Origin of the sequence: Streptomyces sp. WMMC500 (genome assembly GCF_027497195.1) — a bacterium.
Lineage (GTDB): Bacteria > Actinomycetota > Actinomycetes > Streptomycetales > Streptomycetaceae > Streptomyces.
In genome coordinates, this window is the sequence record NZ_CP114905.1 from 1,745,214 (window position 1) to 1,762,858 (window position 17,645).

Below are 17,645 nucleotides of genomic sequence, written 5' to 3' on the forward strand. Positions count from 1 at the left end.
CGTACGGCCGCGGCCCCGCGCCGAAGCCCTGCTCAAGCCTCCCGCCGGACGCCGGGGTCAGCGACCGCCGCGGTTGCGCCAGGCCGCGTAGCCGACGAACGGCAGGGCCACCGCGAGCGCCCCGACGGCACCGCCGAGCAGCGTGCCGGACGCGCTGCTCAGCCCCTCCCCCGCGTCTCCCGCCCGGACCGTCTCGAAGATCACGACCGCCGCCACGGCGAGCGCGACCGCGGCCAGCGCCACGTACAACCGCCAGGTGACGAAGACCTTGCGGGCGGGTGCGGGCGGTACCGCGGCGAGGTCCGCGGCCGGGCCGACGCTGGCCGCGCGCGGGCGCTTGAACCACGCGTACATCACCCAGGTGCCGCACGCCTCCCAGCCGTCCGGCGCGAGCCGCGCCTCGACCTGCGCGCGGTCCCCGAGCACCATCTCCTTGCGGTACTCCCAGCGCTGCGGGCCGCCCCGGTCGCGGCGGCTGAGGAACCGGCCGGCGGCGTCGACGCGGACCAGCTCCCAGCCCTGCTCCCCGTACTCGTTCAGCAGCCGCTCGTCGACGGACGTGCCGGCGCTCCAGCGCCACTCCTCGGCCGCCTCCTCCGGCGGGTCCGCCGGCCCGCCGTCCCCGGCGAGCTGGGCCGCGAAGGCGTCCACCGGGCCGAACTCGGCCTCCGCCGCCGTGCCGGACTCGGCGAGGTACGCCTCGACGTCGGCCACGGTCGCGGCCACCCGGTCCCGCGCCATCCCGGCGGCGCGCAGCCGGGCGGCGAGTTCGCCGGTGTAGCCGGTGCCGGCGCCTGCGCCTGTACCTGCGCCGGCCGGCGGCGGCTCGTGTCGGTGCGTCATGTGACTCCCCCCTTGCCGAGCAGTTCGCGTACGGACTCGTCGAACGCGAGCCACAGCCGGCCCTGTTCGCCGAGGACGGTGCGGCCCTCGGCGGTGAGCTGGTAGTACCGGCGGCCGGGCCCGCGGTCGGTGGCCCGGAACTCCGCCTGGAGCAGGCCGGCTTCCTCCAGCCGGTTGAGGACGGGGTAGAGCGTGCCCCCCTTGATCTGGCCGAGGCCGGCTTCGCCCAGCCGCTTGGCGATCTCGTAGCCGTAGCTCTCGCCGCCGGTGAGGGCGGCGAGCACGAGCAGGTCGAGCACGCCCTTGAGCCAACTGGCACGGCGGTCTGCGGTCACACGCGCTCCGGATGCAGTGCGGGCGGCACGGCCAGCAGGTCCCGGCCGACCGTGACGACGTGGATGAGGACGGGCAGCAGCAGGCTCCCGGTCGCCACGTAGGCGGCGGTGACCACCGCGCTCCAGAGGGCGAACAGCGGGATCTGCTCCGCACCCTGGTAGAGCCCCACCAGGGCGGCGACGGCGACGGCGATGGCCGCGGCGGGGAACACGCCGACGCCCAGGACGTCGGTGCCGAGGGCGATGAGCAGGCCGCGGTAGACGACGTTGGCGCAGATGCCGTCGGTGACCGAGACCGCGACGGCGAGCCGCCGCTCGGCGGGCGTGCGCGGGAGCATGGCCTCGATGGCGGCGAGGCCCGGGATGTTCCTGCCCTCCGCGGAGAGCTTGCGCATGTTCCGCCCGCCGAGGACCACCGAGACGCCGAAGGCCGCGGCGACCGCCAGCGTGACCGCGACGGCGGACGCGGAGTCGGGCAGCGCGAAGCCGACGTCGGCGGCGGCCACGTCGGGCGAGAGGAGCACGGCGGCGACCGCGAGCGCGGCCAGCGGCCACCAGATCGCGATCATCAGCCCGAAGTACCGCGTCAGCGCCCGGTCGTCGGTGTCGCGGCGGCGTTTCAGGTCGGCGTAGAGCCGGCGGCCGAGCCATGGGTCCGCCAGCACGAGGTAGGCGGCGAGCGGCAGGGCCACGGCGAGCCCCGCGGTGGAGAACTCGGGTGAGATCTCGAGAGACATCGGATTCCCCCTTGGTCTGATGACTACCTAGACCATAGAGCGAGCTAGATTGGATAACAACCTATGCGGCGTCACTACTGCCGCGGGGCGCCGGTCTTCCGGACACGGCGAAGGGGCGGCCCGCCGGGCGGGCCGCCCCTTTCCGTGCCGTACGGCCGTACGGTGCGCTCAGTCCGCGGCGACCTCGGACACGGCGCCGTCCCCGCTCCCCTGGGCCGCGATCTCCTCGCCCGCGCGCCGGTCGAGCCGGGCGACGAGGCCGGTGACCTGGCGGGCGATGTCCGGGGCGGTCAGGCCGATGTCCGCCAGCACCTCCTTGCGGGAGGCGTGGTCGAGGAACCGCTCCGGGATGCCGAAGTCGCGCAGCGGGATGTCGATGCCCGCGTCGCGCAGCGCCTGCGCGACGGCGGAGCCGACGCCGCCGCTACGGATGTTGTCCTCGACGGTGACGACCACGCGGTGCCGCTCGGCGAGCGGCGGCAGCGCCTCGTCGACGGGCTTGACCCAGCGCGGGTCGACGACGGTCGTCGTGATGCCCTGCTTGTCGAGCAGCCCGGCGACCTCCAGGCACATCGGCGCCAGCGCGCCGACGGAGACCAGCAGCACGTCGGGGCGCTCCGCGCCCTCGGGGCCGGCCGGCTCGTGGAGCACGTCCATGCCGCCGATCCGGCCGACGGCGGGGACCGCGGGGCCGACGGCGCCCTTGGAGTAGCGCACGACGGTCGGGGCGTCGTCGACGGCGACGGCCTCGCGCAACTGGGCGCGCACCTGGTCGGCGTCGCGCGGCGCGGCGATCCGCAGCCCCGGGACGACCTGGAGGATCGACATGTCCCACATGCCGTTGTGGGACGCGCCGTCGCTGCCCGTGACGCCGGCCCGGTCCAGGACGAACGTCACCCCGCAGCGGTGCAGCGCGACGTCCATCAGCACCTGGTCGAACGCCCGGTTGAGGAAGGTGGCGTAGACGGCGAAGACCGGGTGCACCCCGCCGGTGGCCAGGCCGGCGGCGGAGACCGCGGCGTGCTGCTCGGCGATGCCCACGTCGTAGACCCGGTCGGGGAAGGCGTCGGCGAACTTCTGCAGGCCCACGGGGCGCATCATCGCGGCCGTGATGGCCACGACGTCGGCGCGCTCGCGGCCGATCCGTACCATCTCGTCGGCGAAGACGGAGGTCCAGTCGGCGCCGCCGGCGGCCACCGGCAGCCCGGTGTCCGGGTGGATGACGCCGACCTGGTGGAACTGGTCGGCCTCGTCCTGGCGCGCGGGCAGGTAGCCGCGGCCCTTCTCGGTCAGGCAGTGCACGATGACGGGGCCGCCGAAGCGGCGGGCGCGCTGCAGCGCGGACTCGACGGCGGCGATGTCGTGCCCGTCGATGGGACCGACGTACTTCAGCCCCAGGTCCTCGAACATGCCCTGCGGCGCGATGAAGTCCTTCAGGCCCTTCTTGGCGCCGTGCAGGGTCTCGTACAGCGGCTTGCCGACCACGGGCGTGCGGTCCAGCAGCTCCTTGCCGCGGGCGAGGAAGCGCTCGTAGCCGTCGGTGGTGCGCAGGGTGGCGAGGTGGTCGGCGAGGCCGCCGATGGTGGGCGCGTACGAACGCTCGTTGTCGTTGACGACGATGACAAGGGGGCGGTCCTTGGCGGCGGCGATGTTGTTCAGCGCCTCCCAGGCCATGCCGCCGGTCAGCGCCCCGTCGCCGATGACGGCGACGACGGCGGCGTCCCTGCCCCGTACCTCGTTGGCCTTCGCCAGGCCGTCGGCCCAGCCGAGGACCGTGGAGGCGTGGCTGTTCTCGATCACGTCGTGCTCGGACTCGGCCCGCGAGGGGTAGCCGGACAGGCCGCCCTTCTTCTTGAGCTTGCCGAAGTCCTGGCGGCCGGTGAGGAGCTTGTGCACGTACGACTGGTGACCGGTGTCCCACAGCACCCGGTCGCGGGGCGATTCGAAGACCCGGTGCAGCGCGATGCTCAGCTCCACCACGCCGAGGTTGGGGCCGAGATGGCCGCCGGTGCGGGCGACGGACTCCACGAGGAAGGTGCGGATTTCCGCGGCGAGCCGGTCGAGCTGCTCGGGACCGAGCCGGTCCAGGTCGCGGGGTCCCTTGATACGGGCCAGCAGTGCCACCCGTGCCTCCTTGCTGTCGCAGCCTGCCTTCGGGCCGTACGGTGCCGGGCCCTGGCGCCCACGCGGACGTGCCGGGCCCGAAGCGTTCGGTCGAGTCTAATGTTCCCGATGTCCGGTCGCTGATCCGACAGTGCGATGTATGCCACAGGTCCGCAACAGTTGCGCCCCCGTGCCGGGGTCGGCACGGGGGCGCGGCGGGTGGCGGGCGGGACGCCGGTCAGGCGCGTCCGGCCGTTTTCTGGGTGCGGCGGGAGACGGAGTCGATGACGACGGCCGCCAGCAGCACGGAGCCGGTGATCATGTACTGCACCGGCGCGTCGATGCCCTTGAGCGCCAGGCCCGACTGGATGGACATGATGACCAGCACGCCGAGGAGCGCGGACCAACTGCTGCCGCGCCCGCCGTAGAGGCTGGTGCCGCCGATGACGGCCGCCGCGATGGCGTTCATCAGCAGCGTGCCGCCGCCCGCGCCCTGGTTGGCCGCGGCGATGGTGGAGGCCATGAACAGGCCGCCGACCGCCGCGAGCGTACCGGAGACGGAGAAGACCGCGATCCGCATCAGGTCGACGTTGATGCCCGCCCGGCGGCTGGCCTCGACGCTGCCGCCGAGGGCGAAGACCCGCCGGCCGAAGCCGGTGCGGCGCAGCACGAAGTCCGCGCCGACGACCACGACGAGGAAGATGAGCAGCGCCAGCGGCAGTCCCTTGTACTGGTTCAGCACGTACGCCGGGACGAACGCGAGCACGGCGAGCACGGCCGTACGCATGATGATCTCGCTCAGCGGGCGCGACGGCACCCCGGCCGCCTCGCGCCGCTTCGACCCGAAGTACGCCGCGGCGAAGTAGCCGCCGACGGAGACCGCCGCGAGCCCGTAGGCGGCGGCGACGTCGGTGAAGTAGTACGTGGTGAGCTTGGCGACCACGCCGTCGGAGTCGAGGTTGATGGTGCCGGTGCTGCCGAGGATGTACAGCATCAGGCCCTGCCAGCCGAGCAGGCCGGCGAGGGTCACGACGAGCGGCGGGACGCCGATCCGGGCGAAGAAGAAGCCGTGGAAGGCACCGGTCGCGGTGCCGACGAGGACGGCGAGGATGATCGCCGGGACTTCCGGCATCCCCTCCTGGACGGCCAGCACGGCGAACACCGCGCCGGCGAGCCCGCTGACCGAACCGATCGACAGGTCGATCTCGCCGAGCAGCAGCACGAAGATGATGCCGACGGCTATCAGCCCGGGTCCCGCGATGTCGATGGAGATGTTCGACAGGTTCTGCGCGGACAGGAAGGCGTCGTCCAGACCCTGGAAGATCGCCATGATGATGATCAGGCCGACGATGACCGGGACGGAGCCCAGCTCGCCCCCGCGCATGCGGCGCTTGAACTCGGTCAGATAGCCGGCGAAGCCCTGCTCGCGCACGAGCAGCCGGGGGTCGACGGCGGCGACGGCGCTCTCCGCGACGTCCGGCGCGGAGTGGCCGGGGGCGCTGGACTTCGCGAGGTCGGGCTTCGCGGTGTCGGTGGTCTCGGTCCCCTCGGTGCTCATTTCTCTGCCTCCGCACCCGTGCGCGCCGAGCGGCGCGTCACGGCGTTGTCCGTGGCGCCCGTGATGGCGGCGACGATCTCTTCCTGCGTCGTGGTCGCGACGTCGAAGACGCCGTTGTTGCGGCCGAGGCGCAGCACGGCGACCCGGTCGGCGACGGCCCTGACGTCTTCCATGTTGTGGCTGATCAGCAGCACGGCGTGGTCACGCTCGCGCAGCCGTTCGACGAGGTCGAGCACCTGGGCGGTCTGCTCGACGCCGAGGGCGGCCGTGGGCTCGTCGAGGATGACGAGCTTGGGGTCGCCGAGGAGCGAGCGGGCGATCGCCACCGTCTGCCGCTGGCCGCCGGAGAGTGAGGCGGTGGGGATGCGGACGCTGGGGATGCGGATGGACAGGGTGGTGAGCAGTTCGCGGGAGCGGCGCTCCATCTCGACCTCGTCCAGGACGCCGACGGTGCGGATCTCCTGGCCGAGGAAGAGGTTGCCGACGACGTCCAGGTTGTCGCAGAGCGAGAGGTCCTGGTAGACGGTCGCGATGCCCAGGTTCTGGGCGTCGTGCGGCTTGTGGATGCGAACGGGGCGGCCGCCCCACTCGATGGTGCCTTCGTCGATGGCGTGGACGCCGGCGACGGTCTTGACGAGAGTGGACTTTCCGGCGCCGTTGTCGCCGACCAGGGCGACCACTTCACCGGCGCGGACCTCGAGATCGACGTCGGTGAGTGCCTGGACCGCACCGAACCGCTTCGAGATCCCGCGCAACGCCAGCACGGGCGTAGCGGACACGTGAACCATCTCCTACAGGGGGATAGGCGTGGGCAAGAGGAGGGCCCGGGTGCCCGGAGCCCCGCCGGCAGCGGGAGTTGAGGTGGCGGGTCCCCGGGCACACGGGTGGCTATGTCGCCGGCTCAGCGGCTCACTGCAGACCGATGTCCTTGCAGGCCGAGGCGAACTTGCCCGAGCAGATGTCCTCGATCTTCCACAGGCCGTCCTTGACGACGGTCTCCTTGATGTTGTCCTTGGTCAGCGCGATCGGGTCGATGAGCACGGCGGGCACGCCCTGCTCGGACTCGCTGTCCACGGTGCTGGTCGCCACGGAGTCGACCTTCTCGCCGCGCGCCAGCTTGACCGCCATCTCGGCGGCGGCGTCGGCCTCCGGCTTGTACGGCTTGTAAACGCTCATGTACTGCTCGCCGGTGACGATGCGCTGCACGCCCGCCAGCTCCGCGTCCTGGCCGGTGACCGGCGGCAGCGGGTCGAAGTCGGCGGCCTTCAGGGCGGTGATGGCACCGCCGGCCATGCCGTCGTTGGCGGCGTAGACACCGACGATCTTGTCCTTGCCGACCGAGGAGATGGCGCCCTTCATGTCGGAGTTGGCGTTCTCCGGCTTCCACTCCTTGACGTCGTACTCCTTGCCGACGTCGACCTTGCCGTCGAGGACGGAGTGCGCGCCGTCCTTGAACATCGCGGCGTTCGGGTCGGTGACGGAGCCGTTGAGCATGACGATCTGGCCGTCCCCGGCCTTGTCGCCGAGCGCCTCCAGCAGGGACTCGGCCTGGACCTGGCCCACCTTGTTGTTGTCGAAGGAGGTGTAGCCGCTGATCGGGCCCTCGGCGAGGCGGTCGTACGCGACGACGGGGATGCCGGCGTCGTCCGCGGCCTTCACACCGGAGGCGATCGACTTGTAGTCGACGGCGTCCAGGATCAGGGCATCGACGTCCTGGGTGATCATGGTGTCGACCTGCTGCTGCTGCGTGGTCGCGTCCTGCTTGGCGTTGTTGTAGATGACCTTGGTGCCCGGAGCGAGCTCCTCGATCTTCTTCTCGATCAGCGGCCGGTCGAAGTCCTCGTAGCGCGCGGTCTGGTCCTCCGGCAGGAGGAGACCTATCGTCAACGGCCCGTCGTTCTTCTTGTCACCGCTGTCGGAGTCGTTGTCGGCCTCATCGGCGCTGCCACAGGCCGCGATGCCGACGGTCATGGATACGGCGGCCAGTGCGACTGCCGCACGGCGCAGATAGGTGTGCACGGTCGAACCTCCCTGACGTGGCCGCGCCTTCGCGGCCGAGGTGTGAGGTAGTCAACTCGCCCGTAACCATGCCGTCAAGAAGTAAATGCTTAACGAGACGGAAACGATCCTCTGGTTTCTCTACGTAAACTCATCCCTCCGTGAGAACGGGGGCGAGAACCGGCACCGCGCCGTCAAGGATCGAACGGTCGCCCATCTCGCTCAGCACCAGGGCCAGCGCCCCGAGCACCTCCGCGCGGCTGCCCAGCGCCCCGGAGGCCAGGTCGAGCTGGCGGGCGGCGCTGGGGATCGCGTAGCGCGCGACGGACTCCCCTATGGGCTGCAGGATCAGCTCCCCGGCCTCGGCGAGGTCGCCGCCGAGCACCACCCGGCTGGGGTTGAGCAGGTTGCACAGGCTGGCCACGCCGCTGCCGATGTGCCGGCCGACGTCGGCGATCACCCGCCGGCAGCCGGGGTCGCCGTCCCGGGCGAGCTGCACCATGCGCTCCACGGTCAGCCCGGGCCCGTGGCTGGCCTCCAGCAGGCCCAGGACGTACCGGCCGGCGGTGAAGGTCTCCAGGCAGCCGCGGTTGCCGCAGCGGCAGACCGGTCCCGACTCGTCCAGCGTGATGTGGCCTATCTCACCCGCCGTCCCGCCGGGCCCGCGGTAGAGCTGCCCGTTGATCACCAGGCCGGCGCCGACACCGCTGGCGACCTTGATGTACGCCACGTCCTTCGCGCCCCTGCCGCTGCCCCAGACCAGCTCGCCGAGGGCGCCGAGGTTCGCGTCGTTGTCCACGTACACCGGGACGCCGAGGCGGGACTGGAGGTCGTCGCGCGGGTTGGTGCCCGTCCAGCCCGGCAGGATGGAGGTGGAGCCCAGCACCCCGGTCTCGGTGTCTATCGGCCCGGGCACCCCCAGACCGACGCCGACGACCTTGTCCGCGGGCACGTCCGTGGCCCCCACGAGGCGGCTCACCAGCGCCTCCGCCCGGTCCAGGCCCTGGGTGGCGGAGGCGTCCACGTCGATCGGCTCGGACTCCTCGGCGAGCACCTGGTGCGCCAGGTTGCCCACGGCGACCCGCAGGTGCGTGTGCCCGAAGTCCACCCCGACCACGATCCCGGCGTCCCCGCTCAGCGACACGGCCCGCGCCCGCCGCCCGCCGGCGGAGGTGGGGGTGACGCTGACGGTCCCGCTCTCCTGCAGCTCGCGGACGATGTTGGAGACCGTGGCGGCGGACAGCCCGGTGCTCCGCGCGATCTGCGCCTGCGTGAGCGAACCGGACAGGCGCACGGCGCGCACGACGCGCTCAAGGTTTGCCCGGTGCAGCGAGGACTGCGAGCCCGGAGTCTCCACGGCCATCCACTCCTGGTTCGGCGGGCGACACGACGGCCCCCCACCTCCCGGACCACGCCGATGGGGCCCGGATCGCCTACAACTTGTGAAGTCTAGGCTCGACGGCCATGGTTACCGCCGTCAAGACCTTGACGGCGTGACTATTCCGTAACCCGCACACTTCCACGGTACCGAGCCCACCCGCCCGGGCCGCCCGCCCCGGCCCCCGGCGGAGGGTTCCGGGTCGGCGACCGCCCGCACGGAGCCGCGGGGGCGCCCGACGGGGCGCACGCCTACGTAACGGCTGTGTCGCGAACTGGCGGTAGTCGGTGGTCCGTCCAGGACGTGGCTCGATAACGTTGCCGAAACATCACGCGCGGGGGACGCACGGCCGCTCGGGAGACCCGAACGCACCGAGCCATGACCGGACCGCCCCTGCCGCAGTCAGCCGGACGACGCTGGGAGTTGGTCATCGATGCGGCATCGCACCCTCGGCCGGGCGACGGCCGCAGCCCTCGGCGCGGCGCTACTGCTCTCCGCCTGCGGGGGCTCCGACGACGAAGGCGGAGACGACATCGTAGGGGCGAAGAACAGCAGCTCCGCCTCCCCCGACGGCCCCGCGGTAGAAGAGGACCCCGACGCCCCCGCGTTCGACTTCCCCGGCGACCTCAAGGCCGACGTGGAGCCCGCGGACACCGGGGACGACAAGAAGGACGCGGTGCTGCGCGACCAGGGCTACGCGCTCAGCGCCATGGTGGAGAGCTACGGGCAGCAGAAGGCCACGGCCAACTTCGACCGGTACTGGCAGGACCCGGCCTACACGAACTACGTGAAGGACTTCGAGCGCTTCGCGGACGAGGGCCAGCGCATCGCGGGCACGGGACGGTACTTCAACCGCGAGGTCAGGCAGGTCGAGGACGGCAGCGCGCTCGTCGTGTTCTGCGAGGACCAGGGCGGCGGCTACGTGGTCGACGCGAAGACCGGCGAGCGCATCGGCTCCGGCGACGGCGAGAATTCCGCGGTGCTGCGGCTGTACCGGCAGACGCTCACGCGCACGGACGACGGCACCTGGACGGTGACCGAGTCCGACTGGACGGAGGGGGACGGAACATGTCGGTGAGCAAGGCGGCCGCACGCCGCTCGGGGATCGGGCTCGCGGCCACGCTGAGCGTGACCGCGGTGCTGCTGACCACGCAGCCCGCGTACGCGCAGGGCGGTGGCTGGGGTACCGACGGGGGCGGGGGATCCGACGGCGGTGACGGCATCGACGCGTGGTCCCAGGTCGTGGTCACCACCACCGGCGGCGACTCCTCCGCCCCGCCGATGACGCCCGTCCAGGGCAACTGGACTCCCCCGCCGTGCTGGTACGAGCCGCGCATGAGCGCGGAGGAGATGGCGGAATGGGGGCCCGGCACCTGGACCCACTCGGAGAGCGCGCAGGCCGAATGGATCCGGGAGTGGGAGGAGAAGGACTGGAACCAGGACAAGGACGGCGCCTGGTGGGACGTCGCCTACAACAAGAACATGGACGACGCGTTCGAGTCCTGTGAGATCCTCCAGGGCAACCCGTTCTGGGTGGACCAGGGGGACGTGCCGGAGGACGGCGTGAGCATCAGCCCCGAGACCCTCGCGGAGATCGCCTACAACGCGACCAGGCTGCCCGCCCCGCCGGTGGAGCTGAAGCCGGACCTCGCACTGCAGAAGGTCAACCTTCCGGTGCACGCCTCGTTCCAGAGCGACACGGGGCTGCAGAGGGTGGCGACGACCGCCAGCATCAACCTCCTCGGCGTCCAGTACGCCGCCACCACCGTGGCCACGCCCAAGGAACTGCGGATCGACGCCGGCACCGAGTACGCCGAGCCAGGCTCGTGCACGTACGGCCTCAGCGACGGCGGCGCGGGCGGATACGACGTCAACACCGAGGACGCCGGCTGCAACGTGACGTACCGCAAGTCCTCCGGCGAAGGCACCTACCCGCTGGAGGCCTCGCTCACCTGGGAGGTCCACTGGACCGCCTCGGCAGACCCGGACGGCCCGCCCGAGCAGGGGGACCCGCAGTTGCCCGACGGCCAGTCCTCCGGGACGTACGACGTGACCGTCAAGGAGATCCAGACGGTCGTACGCTGACCGCCGCCGCGCGGCGGCCGGTGCGGTGGGCCCGCACCGGCCGCGCCGCCGCCCGCGGCCCGTCGCGGGCTACTTCACCGCGCCGGCGGTGAGTCCGGACTGCACCTGGCGCTGGAAGATGATGTACACGACGAGGATCGGCAGCGCCGCCATCACCAGCCCCGCGAAGAGCCTGCCGTAGTCGGAGCGGTAGCCGGCCTGGGCGAAGAGCAGTCCGATGCCCTGGGTGAGCACGTAGTCGTCCTCGTTGCCCTGGTTGAGCGCGAAGGGCAGCACGTACTGGTTCCAGTGCCCGAGGAAGTTGAAGATGCCCACGCTGATCAGGCCGGGTTTCGCCATGGGCAGCATCACCTGGAAGAAGATCCGGGTGTGGGAGGCGCCGTCGATCTCCGCGGCCTCGGAGACGGACGAGGGCAGCGTGCGGAAGAACGTGGTCATGAAGAAGATCGTGAACGGCATGGAGTAGGCGATGTACACCATGATCAGCCCGTGCCGGGTGTCGAGCAGCGACAGGTTCTTCATGACGAAGAACAGCGGCACGAGCGCCATCACCACGGGGAAGGCCATGCCGCCGACGAAGGTGAAGTAGACGACGCGCGCGCCCTTGAAGTCGAACCGGGCGAGCACGTACGCCGCCATCGACCCGAAAAGCATGGTCAGCGGCACGGAGATGGCCACGATGACGAGGGAGTTCGCGGCGTACCGGCCGATGCGCGCCCGGCTCCAGGCGTTGGACCAGTTCGCCCAGTCGATGCTGCTGGGCAGCGCCCACGGGTTGGCCAGGATGTCGCCCGAGTCCTTCAGGGCGTTCATCAGGGCCCAGACCAGCGGGCCGGCGGCCAGCACGGTCCACAGGATGAGGAACCCGTGCGAGAAGACGTTGAGTACGGCGCCCTCGATCCGCTTGCGCGGCTCCAGCAGCGGCGACCGCGACGAGTCGTCCGCCTGGTCCGCCGTGTCGAGCGCGGCGGGGCGGTCGGTGGGTTCCGCAGTGGTCATGACCTGGCCTTCCGGATCGTGCTCGGCACTCGATGCTCCGTACTCATCGCTCAGTACTCGTCGCTCAGTACTCGATGCGGTCGCGGCGACGGCCGACGGACAGCGCGGCCACTGCAAGGATCATGGTGAGGATGAAGAGCGCGACGCCCATCGCCGCGCCCCGGCCGGCCTGCAACTGGCCGAAGCCGGTGTTCCAGAGGTAGACGCCGAGCACCATGGTGGAGTCGTCGGGTCCGCCCGGTCCCTGGGTGATGATGTTGACGACGGCGAACGACTCCGCGCCGAGGGCCATGATCCCCATGTACACCCAGCCGGTCTGCACGGTGTCCCGGATGAGCGGCAGGGTGATGCGGAAGAAGGTCGCCGCCCGGCCCGCGCCGTCCAGCAGGGCGGATTCGTAGATCTCCTTGGGGATCTGCCCGATGGCCGCGGAGAACAGGACCACGAAGAAGCCGACCATGGCCCAGCACATCACGATCATCACGGCCCACAGGGCGAACTTCGAGTCCGCCAGCCAGCCGCCGTTCGGCGAGAGCGACGCGGGCAGGACGGGGTCGAGCAGCCCGACGTCGGGCTTGAAGATGTAGCCCCACAGCGCCGCGATCACCGCGATGGACAGCGCCTGCGGAAAGAAGTACACGATCTTGTACGTCTTGGCACCGCGGACCCCGGATACGGCCTCGCCCCCCTTGTGCCGGCCGCCGACGGTGACCATGAAGGCGAAGAACAGCCCGAGGGTGAGCGTCACGAACGGGACGGCGAGGGCGAGGATCAGGTTGTTGCGGACGGCGGCCCAGAAGGTCGAGTCGTCCAGCAGCCTGGAGTAGTTCTCGAACCCCACCATGTTGAAGTCGCTGCTGACGCCGGTCCAGTCGGTGAGCGAGTAGTAGAAGGTCTGGACGAACGGCGAGATGACGAAGACCGCGTACAGCCCGAGAGGGACGGCGAGGAAGCCCGTGACGAACCGGTACTTGACGAAGGTCCGGTACCGCGGAGAGCTGCGGAAGCTCGTCTTCCGAGGCTTCTCCGGCACCGGCTGCCCGGCGGCTTCCCCGGGATCCCCCGCTTTCGTCGCGACACGGCCGTCGTCCGTCATTCCGGCGCCCCCATCTTGCTCGTTCACCGACTGGATCCGCCGCTTCAGTGCTTGTACTTCTTGATGCTGTCGTCCTGGGCCGTCTCGTCGGCGATGCCCTGGATCTTGTCGATGGCCTCGGCGGGCTTGATGCCGCCCTTCATCATGTCTCCCCAGACGAAGACGATCTTCTCCCGGTACGGGGTCGGATACCAGTCGGGGAACCGGGGGTTGAGGAAGTTCTCGCCGGCTCCGTCGAGGAGCCCCACGGCGGTGGTCAGCCCGGTGCCGAGCTGGAGCCCCTCCTCGGAGCCCTCGACGCACGCCAGCGACGACACCAGCTCGGTGAAGCCCGCCGCGGACTTCTTGCTCAGCATGTTCCGCAGGAACTCCATGGCGCCCACCGAGTTCTTACCCTTTGCCGGCACGATGAACGGCTCGCCGGCCTGCGCCCAGATGGTCTCGAACGGCATCGCGTCGGAGCTGTCCAGGTTCGGCGACGGGGAGACGGTCATCTGGAAGTCCGGGGGCGTGGTGTCCTTGGACTCGTTCTCCACCCACGAGCCGTTCGGGATGAAGATGCAGTTGCCGCGCTCGGTCCAGTCGGTCTGGACGTCCGTGTGCGTCTTGCCGGGCGAGTTCTTCAGGACGTAGCCCTTGTCGTACAGCTCGTAGTGCGCCTCCATGACGCTCTTGACCGCGTCGTGCTTCCAGGCGTTGGGTTCGAGGTTGTCGATCGCGTCGAGCACCTCGACGCCGCCGACCTTGCCGATCATCGGCAGCATGCTGAAGCCGAGGTACTGGGGGTAGACGCCGGTGTACGCGAATCCGGCGATGTTCTGCTTCTTCGCGTCCGCGCAGATGGCCAGCATGTCGTCCCAGGTCTTCGGGTACTCCCAGCCGTTGTCGTCCAGCAGCTTCTTGGAGTACCAGAGCCCGAACACCGAGTAGGCGATGTTCATCCGGTAGACCTTCTCGTCACCGTACTGGCCCATTTCGACGGTGCCGTCGCGCAGGGTGTCGCGGACCGTCTTGCTCGGGTCGTCGATGGACGGCGCGTCGAGCAGCGGGGTGAGGTCCGCGAGCTGCCCCTGCGTGATGAGCGCGGGCACGTCCATGGCCTCGTCGCCCGAGTTGTTGATGAGGTCCGGCGGGTCGCCGGCCGCCATCCGGCCCTGGACCTTCGACTGGATCTTCTCCGTCGAGCTGGTCTTCACCTTGCCGAAGCTCTTCTGGTACGCCGTGGCGTCGTCGTCGACGTACTTCGTACCGAAACCGCCGTCGAACATCAGAACTTCGAGTTCGGCGTTCTTGTCCACACCGAGCGGGTTCTTGTCGGTCTTGTCGCCCTTCGCACCGCCGCCGTTGTCGTCGTCGCCACCGCTGGCACACGCCGACAGAGCACTGACGGTGGGGACGGAGATCAGGCCGAGTGCCACGGCCCGCTTGATCAGATCGCGGCGACCGACATGCGAGTTGGATCCCATGCTCAAGTCCTCACTCTCTCCAGGACTCAGGCGGTGTACCGGATCCCCGACGCGAGGTTGCCTCATGGTGCAGGAGCCGATTACCGCTGTCAGCTGTTACGTGAGTGGTGCAGGGTGGTGCGCCGGAGGGTGGGGGTGCCGCCGGGTGCGGACAGGTATAGTCCACTCGGCGCCGCCTGATCAAGATCGAATACAAGGTTCGTCAAGAGTATTTCCCGACTTGAGACCTGCGGGAAACGCACTGCGGCCCCACCCGCACCCGGTCGGCCGGAACCCTCGTCGCGGACGCCCCCGATCGCCATTGGTCCAGCCTTTTGGAGCCCCCGCCCCGCGACCCCGGGCGCCGCCCGGGCCCGCCTGGAATGTCCCGATCGGCGCCAGGGGCGTACGTCCGTGAGCGTGCCCGCGCCGAGGTCCACGCGGCCCCCAGACGTCCCCCACCCGGGTGGCCACCACGACGACGGGACCGGACTCCGGCTTCCGGGGCAACCGACGCCGGCTACCCGGATTCCGCCGGGTGCTCGGAGGCGGGCCCGCCCTGGCGGGCCGCGTTGATGACGGTGAAGGCCAGCAGCGAGGCCAGCGCCATCAGGCCGGCGGCCCACCACAGCCCGGTGGTGTAGCCGTGGACCAGGCGCTCCAGCCGCAACTGCTCGGCCGCTCGGCCGGTCTTCCCGGCGCCGTGGTCGGCGACGTGGGTGGTGGTGGCGCGGGGCGGCGATCGTGTTGAGCAGGGCCGTGCCGATCGCGGCGCCCATCTGCTGGGCGGTGTTGGCGGCGGCGGAGGCGACGCCCGCGTTGCGGGGGTGCACCCGTTAGGTGGCCAGGCTCATCGAGGGCATGAACGCCATGCCCAGGCCCAGGCCGATCAGTGCCTCCGCCGGCAGCACCAGGCCGGCGAAGGAGGAGTCGGCCTCCAGCCGGGTGAGCAGCAGCATGCCTGCGCCGCCGCACAGGTAGGCCGTGCCCAGCACCAGGCGTGCGGGGAAGCGGGCCGGCAGCCGGGAGGGCGATATGGGTGGAACCGGTGATCACGCCCGCCGTCATCGGCAGGAAGGCGAGGCCGGTGACGACCAGCGCGTAGTCCCTGACGACCTGGAAGTAGTAGGTCAGGCACAGGAAGGTGCCGAACAGAGTGAGGAATCCCAGGCCAGGGTGAGGTACACCCCGCCCCGGGTGCGATCGAGGACCACCTGCGGCGGCAGCAGCGGGGCGCGCACTCTCGATTCGAGGAGGACGAAGGCGGTCAGGGATACGGCGGAGGCGGCGAACACCGTCAGGGGCACGGCGTCGGTCCAGCCGTCGGACTCGGCCCGGGTGAAGCCGTACACCAGCGACGCCACCCCGGTCGTGGCCAGCGCCACGCTCGGGAGGTCGAGCGGGGGGATGGCGCACGAGGACGGTGCGGCATACGGGCCCGGGCCCGTATGCCGCTCGCGTCCGGTGCGCCGGAGGTCAGGACGGGTCGTGCGCGGTGCGCTCCGTGTGCTCCTTGACCAAGGAGGCGAACTGCGCCCTGTCGTTGCTGTGCGGGAAGGGCTCCTCGGGTACGGGGACGTCGAGGAACGCGCACAGCGGTGCCCAGCCCTGGCTCACCTCGAAGACGAGGAGACGGTCGTCGTCGATCCCCCGCACGACGGCGTCGTTGTGCTCGGTGAAGACCTTCAGGGCGTGCTCCTTGTCGGCGAACCGGCCGTCGAAGACGCCGTCCCAGACGGTCCGCAGCGACATCTGCCGCAGTTGCTCGTACACCGGGGCGGCGTCCGGCGGGGACGGCTGCATGGCCGCCGCGTAGATGCTGGAGTTGACGCTCTCGTACCAGCCTTCCGGGTCGCGTACGGTGTGGATCACCTTCGTCTGCGGGAAGGCGGCGGCGATCTCCCGCCAGTACCGGGCCCCGGGCCAGTCCACGCTGGACCGGTAGCCGGAGTAGATCAGGGACCAGTCCTTGACCCGGCCTTCGGCCGCCTCCTCCCAGAGGGGGATCTCGTCAGGCTTGTCGAGCATGGCCAGCATGTGGTGGCACGGGCCGAAGCCGAGCTTTTCGAGGGCGAGTTTGAGGGACTTCGTGCCGGTGCGTCCGGCACCGGTGCCCAAGACGTCGAGCATGTCGGGTGTTTCCTTCCGGAGGAGGTGTGGGGGTGAACGCTGCTCACGCACCGGGCAGCAGCATCGCCCAGATCGTGGCGCCGGGGCCGAAGGCGAGGGCGACTCCGTGCTGCCCGGGCGCGAGTGGTCTGGTGGACTGGAGCTGCGCCAGCACGCCGAGCACGGCCTGAGCGGCGATGTTCCCGAACTCACGCATCGTGGCGCGGGAGACGGCCATCGAGGTCTCCGGAAGTTCGAGCGCCTCCTCGACCCGGTCGAGGAGGCGGCGCGTCAGCCCGTCCGGGTGGGTGAACTCGTCGAGGAGCGTGGCCGTGCCCAGGTCCGGGTCTGCCTCGATCCGCGCGACGCGGGACTCGCCACCCTGGCCGGTCGCCTGCGTCGCGTTGTCGAAGACGCGGTACACGTTCCCGCCCTCGCCCTCCCCGTCGTGGTGCCCGACGAAGCGGGCGCCGGCATCGAGCTGGAAGTCGCTGTTCCGGCCGCCGAGGCGCGAGATGACGGCACCCGTCAGCCGGTCGACCTTGTAGCGGTGCTGGTGTGGCGGCCCGAGACGAGCAGGTTGCCGTCCACGTCGAGGGAGACGGCGTTGGCGGGATCTTCGGCGAACGGCGCGTCGGCCGCGCCGAGATAGCCGCGAGCCCCCGGAAGAACCTCTCGGGGTACGCCCGCACCAAGCACTACAACACCAACATCACCATCGACCTGGCGGGCGACGAGGCCGCGGGCACCTGCTCGCTCATCGCCGTTCACCTCCTCGATCCGGCTCATCCCTCGGCGCACGCCGACGCGGGAGCGGTCTACCACTTCCGCTGCGTACGTACGCACACAGGCTGGCTCTTCACTCACGTGCGCGCAGAGATCACCTGGACCGCCGGGGTACCCCTGTTCGCCGGTCTGCCGCCCGGAGACCCCGCGCCCTCCGGGTGAGGGCGCGGGGT

The 17,645-nt window shown here is 70.7% G+C and carries 19 protein-coding genes; 3 read left to right on the forward strand and 16 right to left on the reverse strand.

From position 1 onward, the window contains the following. Window positions 1-57: 57 nt before the first annotated feature. The 8 genes from O7599_RS07075 to O7599_RS07110 all read right to left on the reverse strand — a co-directional run bounded on the left by O7599_RS07075 (window position 58) and on the right by O7599_RS07110 (window position 8,931). On the reverse strand, window positions 58-843 hold the full coding sequence (locus O7599_RS07075; protein ID WP_281621243.1) for a hypothetical protein: 786 nt from the start codon (window positions 841-843) through the stop codon (window positions 58-60). Further along, a complete protein-coding gene (locus tag O7599_RS07080) occupies window positions 840-1,178 on the reverse strand; it encodes a PadR family transcriptional regulator (protein WP_281621244.1) in 339 nt (112 codons plus the stop codon). The genes O7599_RS07075 and O7599_RS07080 overlap by 4 nt, the downstream gene beginning before the upstream one ends. Next, window positions 1,175-1,915, reverse strand: coding sequence for a CPBP family glutamic-type intramembrane protease (locus O7599_RS07085; protein WP_281621245.1), 741 nt, complete (start codon window positions 1,913-1,915; stop codon window positions 1,175-1,177). The genes O7599_RS07080 and O7599_RS07085 overlap by 4 nt, the downstream gene beginning before the upstream one ends. Before the next feature lie 168 nt (window positions 1,916-2,083). Then, window positions 2,084-4,039: a 1-deoxy-D-xylulose-5-phosphate synthase gene (gene dxs, locus O7599_RS07090; RefSeq protein ID WP_281621246.1), complete on the reverse strand. Its 1,956-nt coding sequence runs from the start codon at window positions 4,037-4,039 to the stop codon at window positions 2,084-2,086. A 217-nt stretch (window positions 4,040-4,256) separates the two neighbouring features. After that, entirely contained in the window at window positions 4,257-5,576 is a 1,320-nt protein-coding gene (locus O7599_RS07095; RefSeq protein ID WP_281621247.1) for a sugar ABC transporter permease, read from the reverse strand. Beyond that, window positions 5,573-6,364: an ATP-binding cassette domain-containing protein gene (locus tag O7599_RS07100; protein ID WP_281621248.1), complete on the reverse strand. Its 792-nt coding sequence runs from the start codon at window positions 6,362-6,364 to the stop codon at window positions 5,573-5,575. The genes O7599_RS07095 and O7599_RS07100 overlap by 4 nt, the downstream gene beginning before the upstream one ends. Window positions 6,365-6,485: 121 nt before the next feature. Further along, complete coding sequence (locus O7599_RS07105) at window positions 6,486-7,595, reverse strand: sugar ABC transporter substrate-binding protein (protein WP_281621249.1); 1,110 nt, start codon at window positions 7,593-7,595, stop codon at window positions 6,486-6,488. 130 nt (window positions 7,596-7,725) lie between these two features. After that, entirely contained in the window at window positions 7,726-8,931 is a 1,206-nt protein-coding gene (locus tag O7599_RS07110; RefSeq protein ID WP_281623303.1) for an ROK family transcriptional regulator, read from the reverse strand. Window positions 8,932-9,385: 454 nt separating this feature from the next. Here O7599_RS07110 and O7599_RS07115 point away from each other — a divergent pair, with 454 nt between their 5' ends. Next, complete coding sequence (locus tag O7599_RS07115; protein ID WP_281621250.1) at window positions 9,386-10,030, forward strand: hypothetical protein; 645 nt, start codon at window positions 9,386-9,388, stop codon at window positions 10,028-10,030. Continuing rightward, entirely contained in the window at window positions 10,021-11,037 is a 1,017-nt protein-coding gene (locus tag O7599_RS07120) for a hypothetical protein (protein WP_281621251.1), read from the forward strand. The genes O7599_RS07115 and O7599_RS07120 overlap by 10 nt, the downstream gene beginning before the upstream one ends. A gap of 69 nt (window positions 11,038-11,106) precedes the next feature. Here O7599_RS07120 and O7599_RS07125 read toward each other — a convergent pair whose 3' ends face one another. From O7599_RS07125 to O7599_RS07160, 8 genes are all read right to left on the reverse strand, one after another. Next, on the reverse strand, window positions 11,107-12,036 hold the full coding sequence (locus O7599_RS07125) for a carbohydrate ABC transporter permease (protein ID WP_281621252.1): 930 nt from the start codon (window positions 12,034-12,036) through the stop codon (window positions 11,107-11,109). A gap of 64 nt (window positions 12,037-12,100) precedes the next feature. Beyond that, a complete protein-coding gene (locus tag O7599_RS07130; protein ID WP_281621253.1) occupies window positions 12,101-13,132 on the reverse strand; it encodes a sugar ABC transporter permease in 1,032 nt (343 codons plus the stop codon). Between the two features lie 44 nt (window positions 13,133-13,176). Next, window positions 13,177-14,598 (reverse strand): N-acetylglucosamine/diacetylchitobiose ABC transporter substrate-binding protein, encoded by a 1,422-nt coding sequence (ngcE, locus tag O7599_RS07135; protein ID WP_281621254.1) that lies wholly within the window; start codon window positions 14,596-14,598, stop codon window positions 13,177-13,179. 499 nt (window positions 14,599-15,097) lie between these two features. Then, complete coding sequence (locus O7599_RS07140; RefSeq protein ID WP_281621255.1) at window positions 15,098-15,247, reverse strand: hypothetical protein; 150 nt, start codon at window positions 15,245-15,247, stop codon at window positions 15,098-15,100. A gap of 166 nt (window positions 15,248-15,413) precedes the next feature. Next, window positions 15,414-15,572, reverse strand: a complete 159-nt coding sequence (locus O7599_RS07145) for a hypothetical protein (protein ID WP_281621256.1) — start codon at window positions 15,570-15,572, stop codon at window positions 15,414-15,416. A 135-nt stretch (window positions 15,573-15,707) separates the two neighbouring features. Then, entirely contained in the window at window positions 15,708-15,962 is a 255-nt protein-coding gene (locus O7599_RS07150; protein ID WP_281621257.1) for a hypothetical protein, read from the reverse strand. Between the two features lie 91 nt (window positions 15,963-16,053). After that, window positions 16,054-16,707, reverse strand: coding sequence for a sulfotransferase family protein (locus O7599_RS07155; protein ID WP_281621258.1), 654 nt, complete (start codon window positions 16,705-16,707; stop codon window positions 16,054-16,056). Window positions 16,708-16,750: 43 nt separating this feature from the next. After that, complete coding sequence (locus tag O7599_RS07160) at window positions 16,751-17,110, reverse strand: 3-oxoacyl-[acyl-carrier-protein] synthase III C-terminal domain-containing protein (protein WP_281621259.1); 360 nt, start codon at window positions 17,108-17,110, stop codon at window positions 16,751-16,753. Between the two features lie 134 nt (window positions 17,111-17,244). Between O7599_RS07160 and O7599_RS07165 the strand changes: the two genes are divergently transcribed. After that, complete coding sequence (locus tag O7599_RS07165; protein WP_281621260.1) at window positions 17,245-17,634, forward strand: nuclear transport factor 2 family protein; 390 nt, start codon at window positions 17,245-17,247, stop codon at window positions 17,632-17,634. Window positions 17,635-17,645 lie beyond the last annotated feature (11 nt).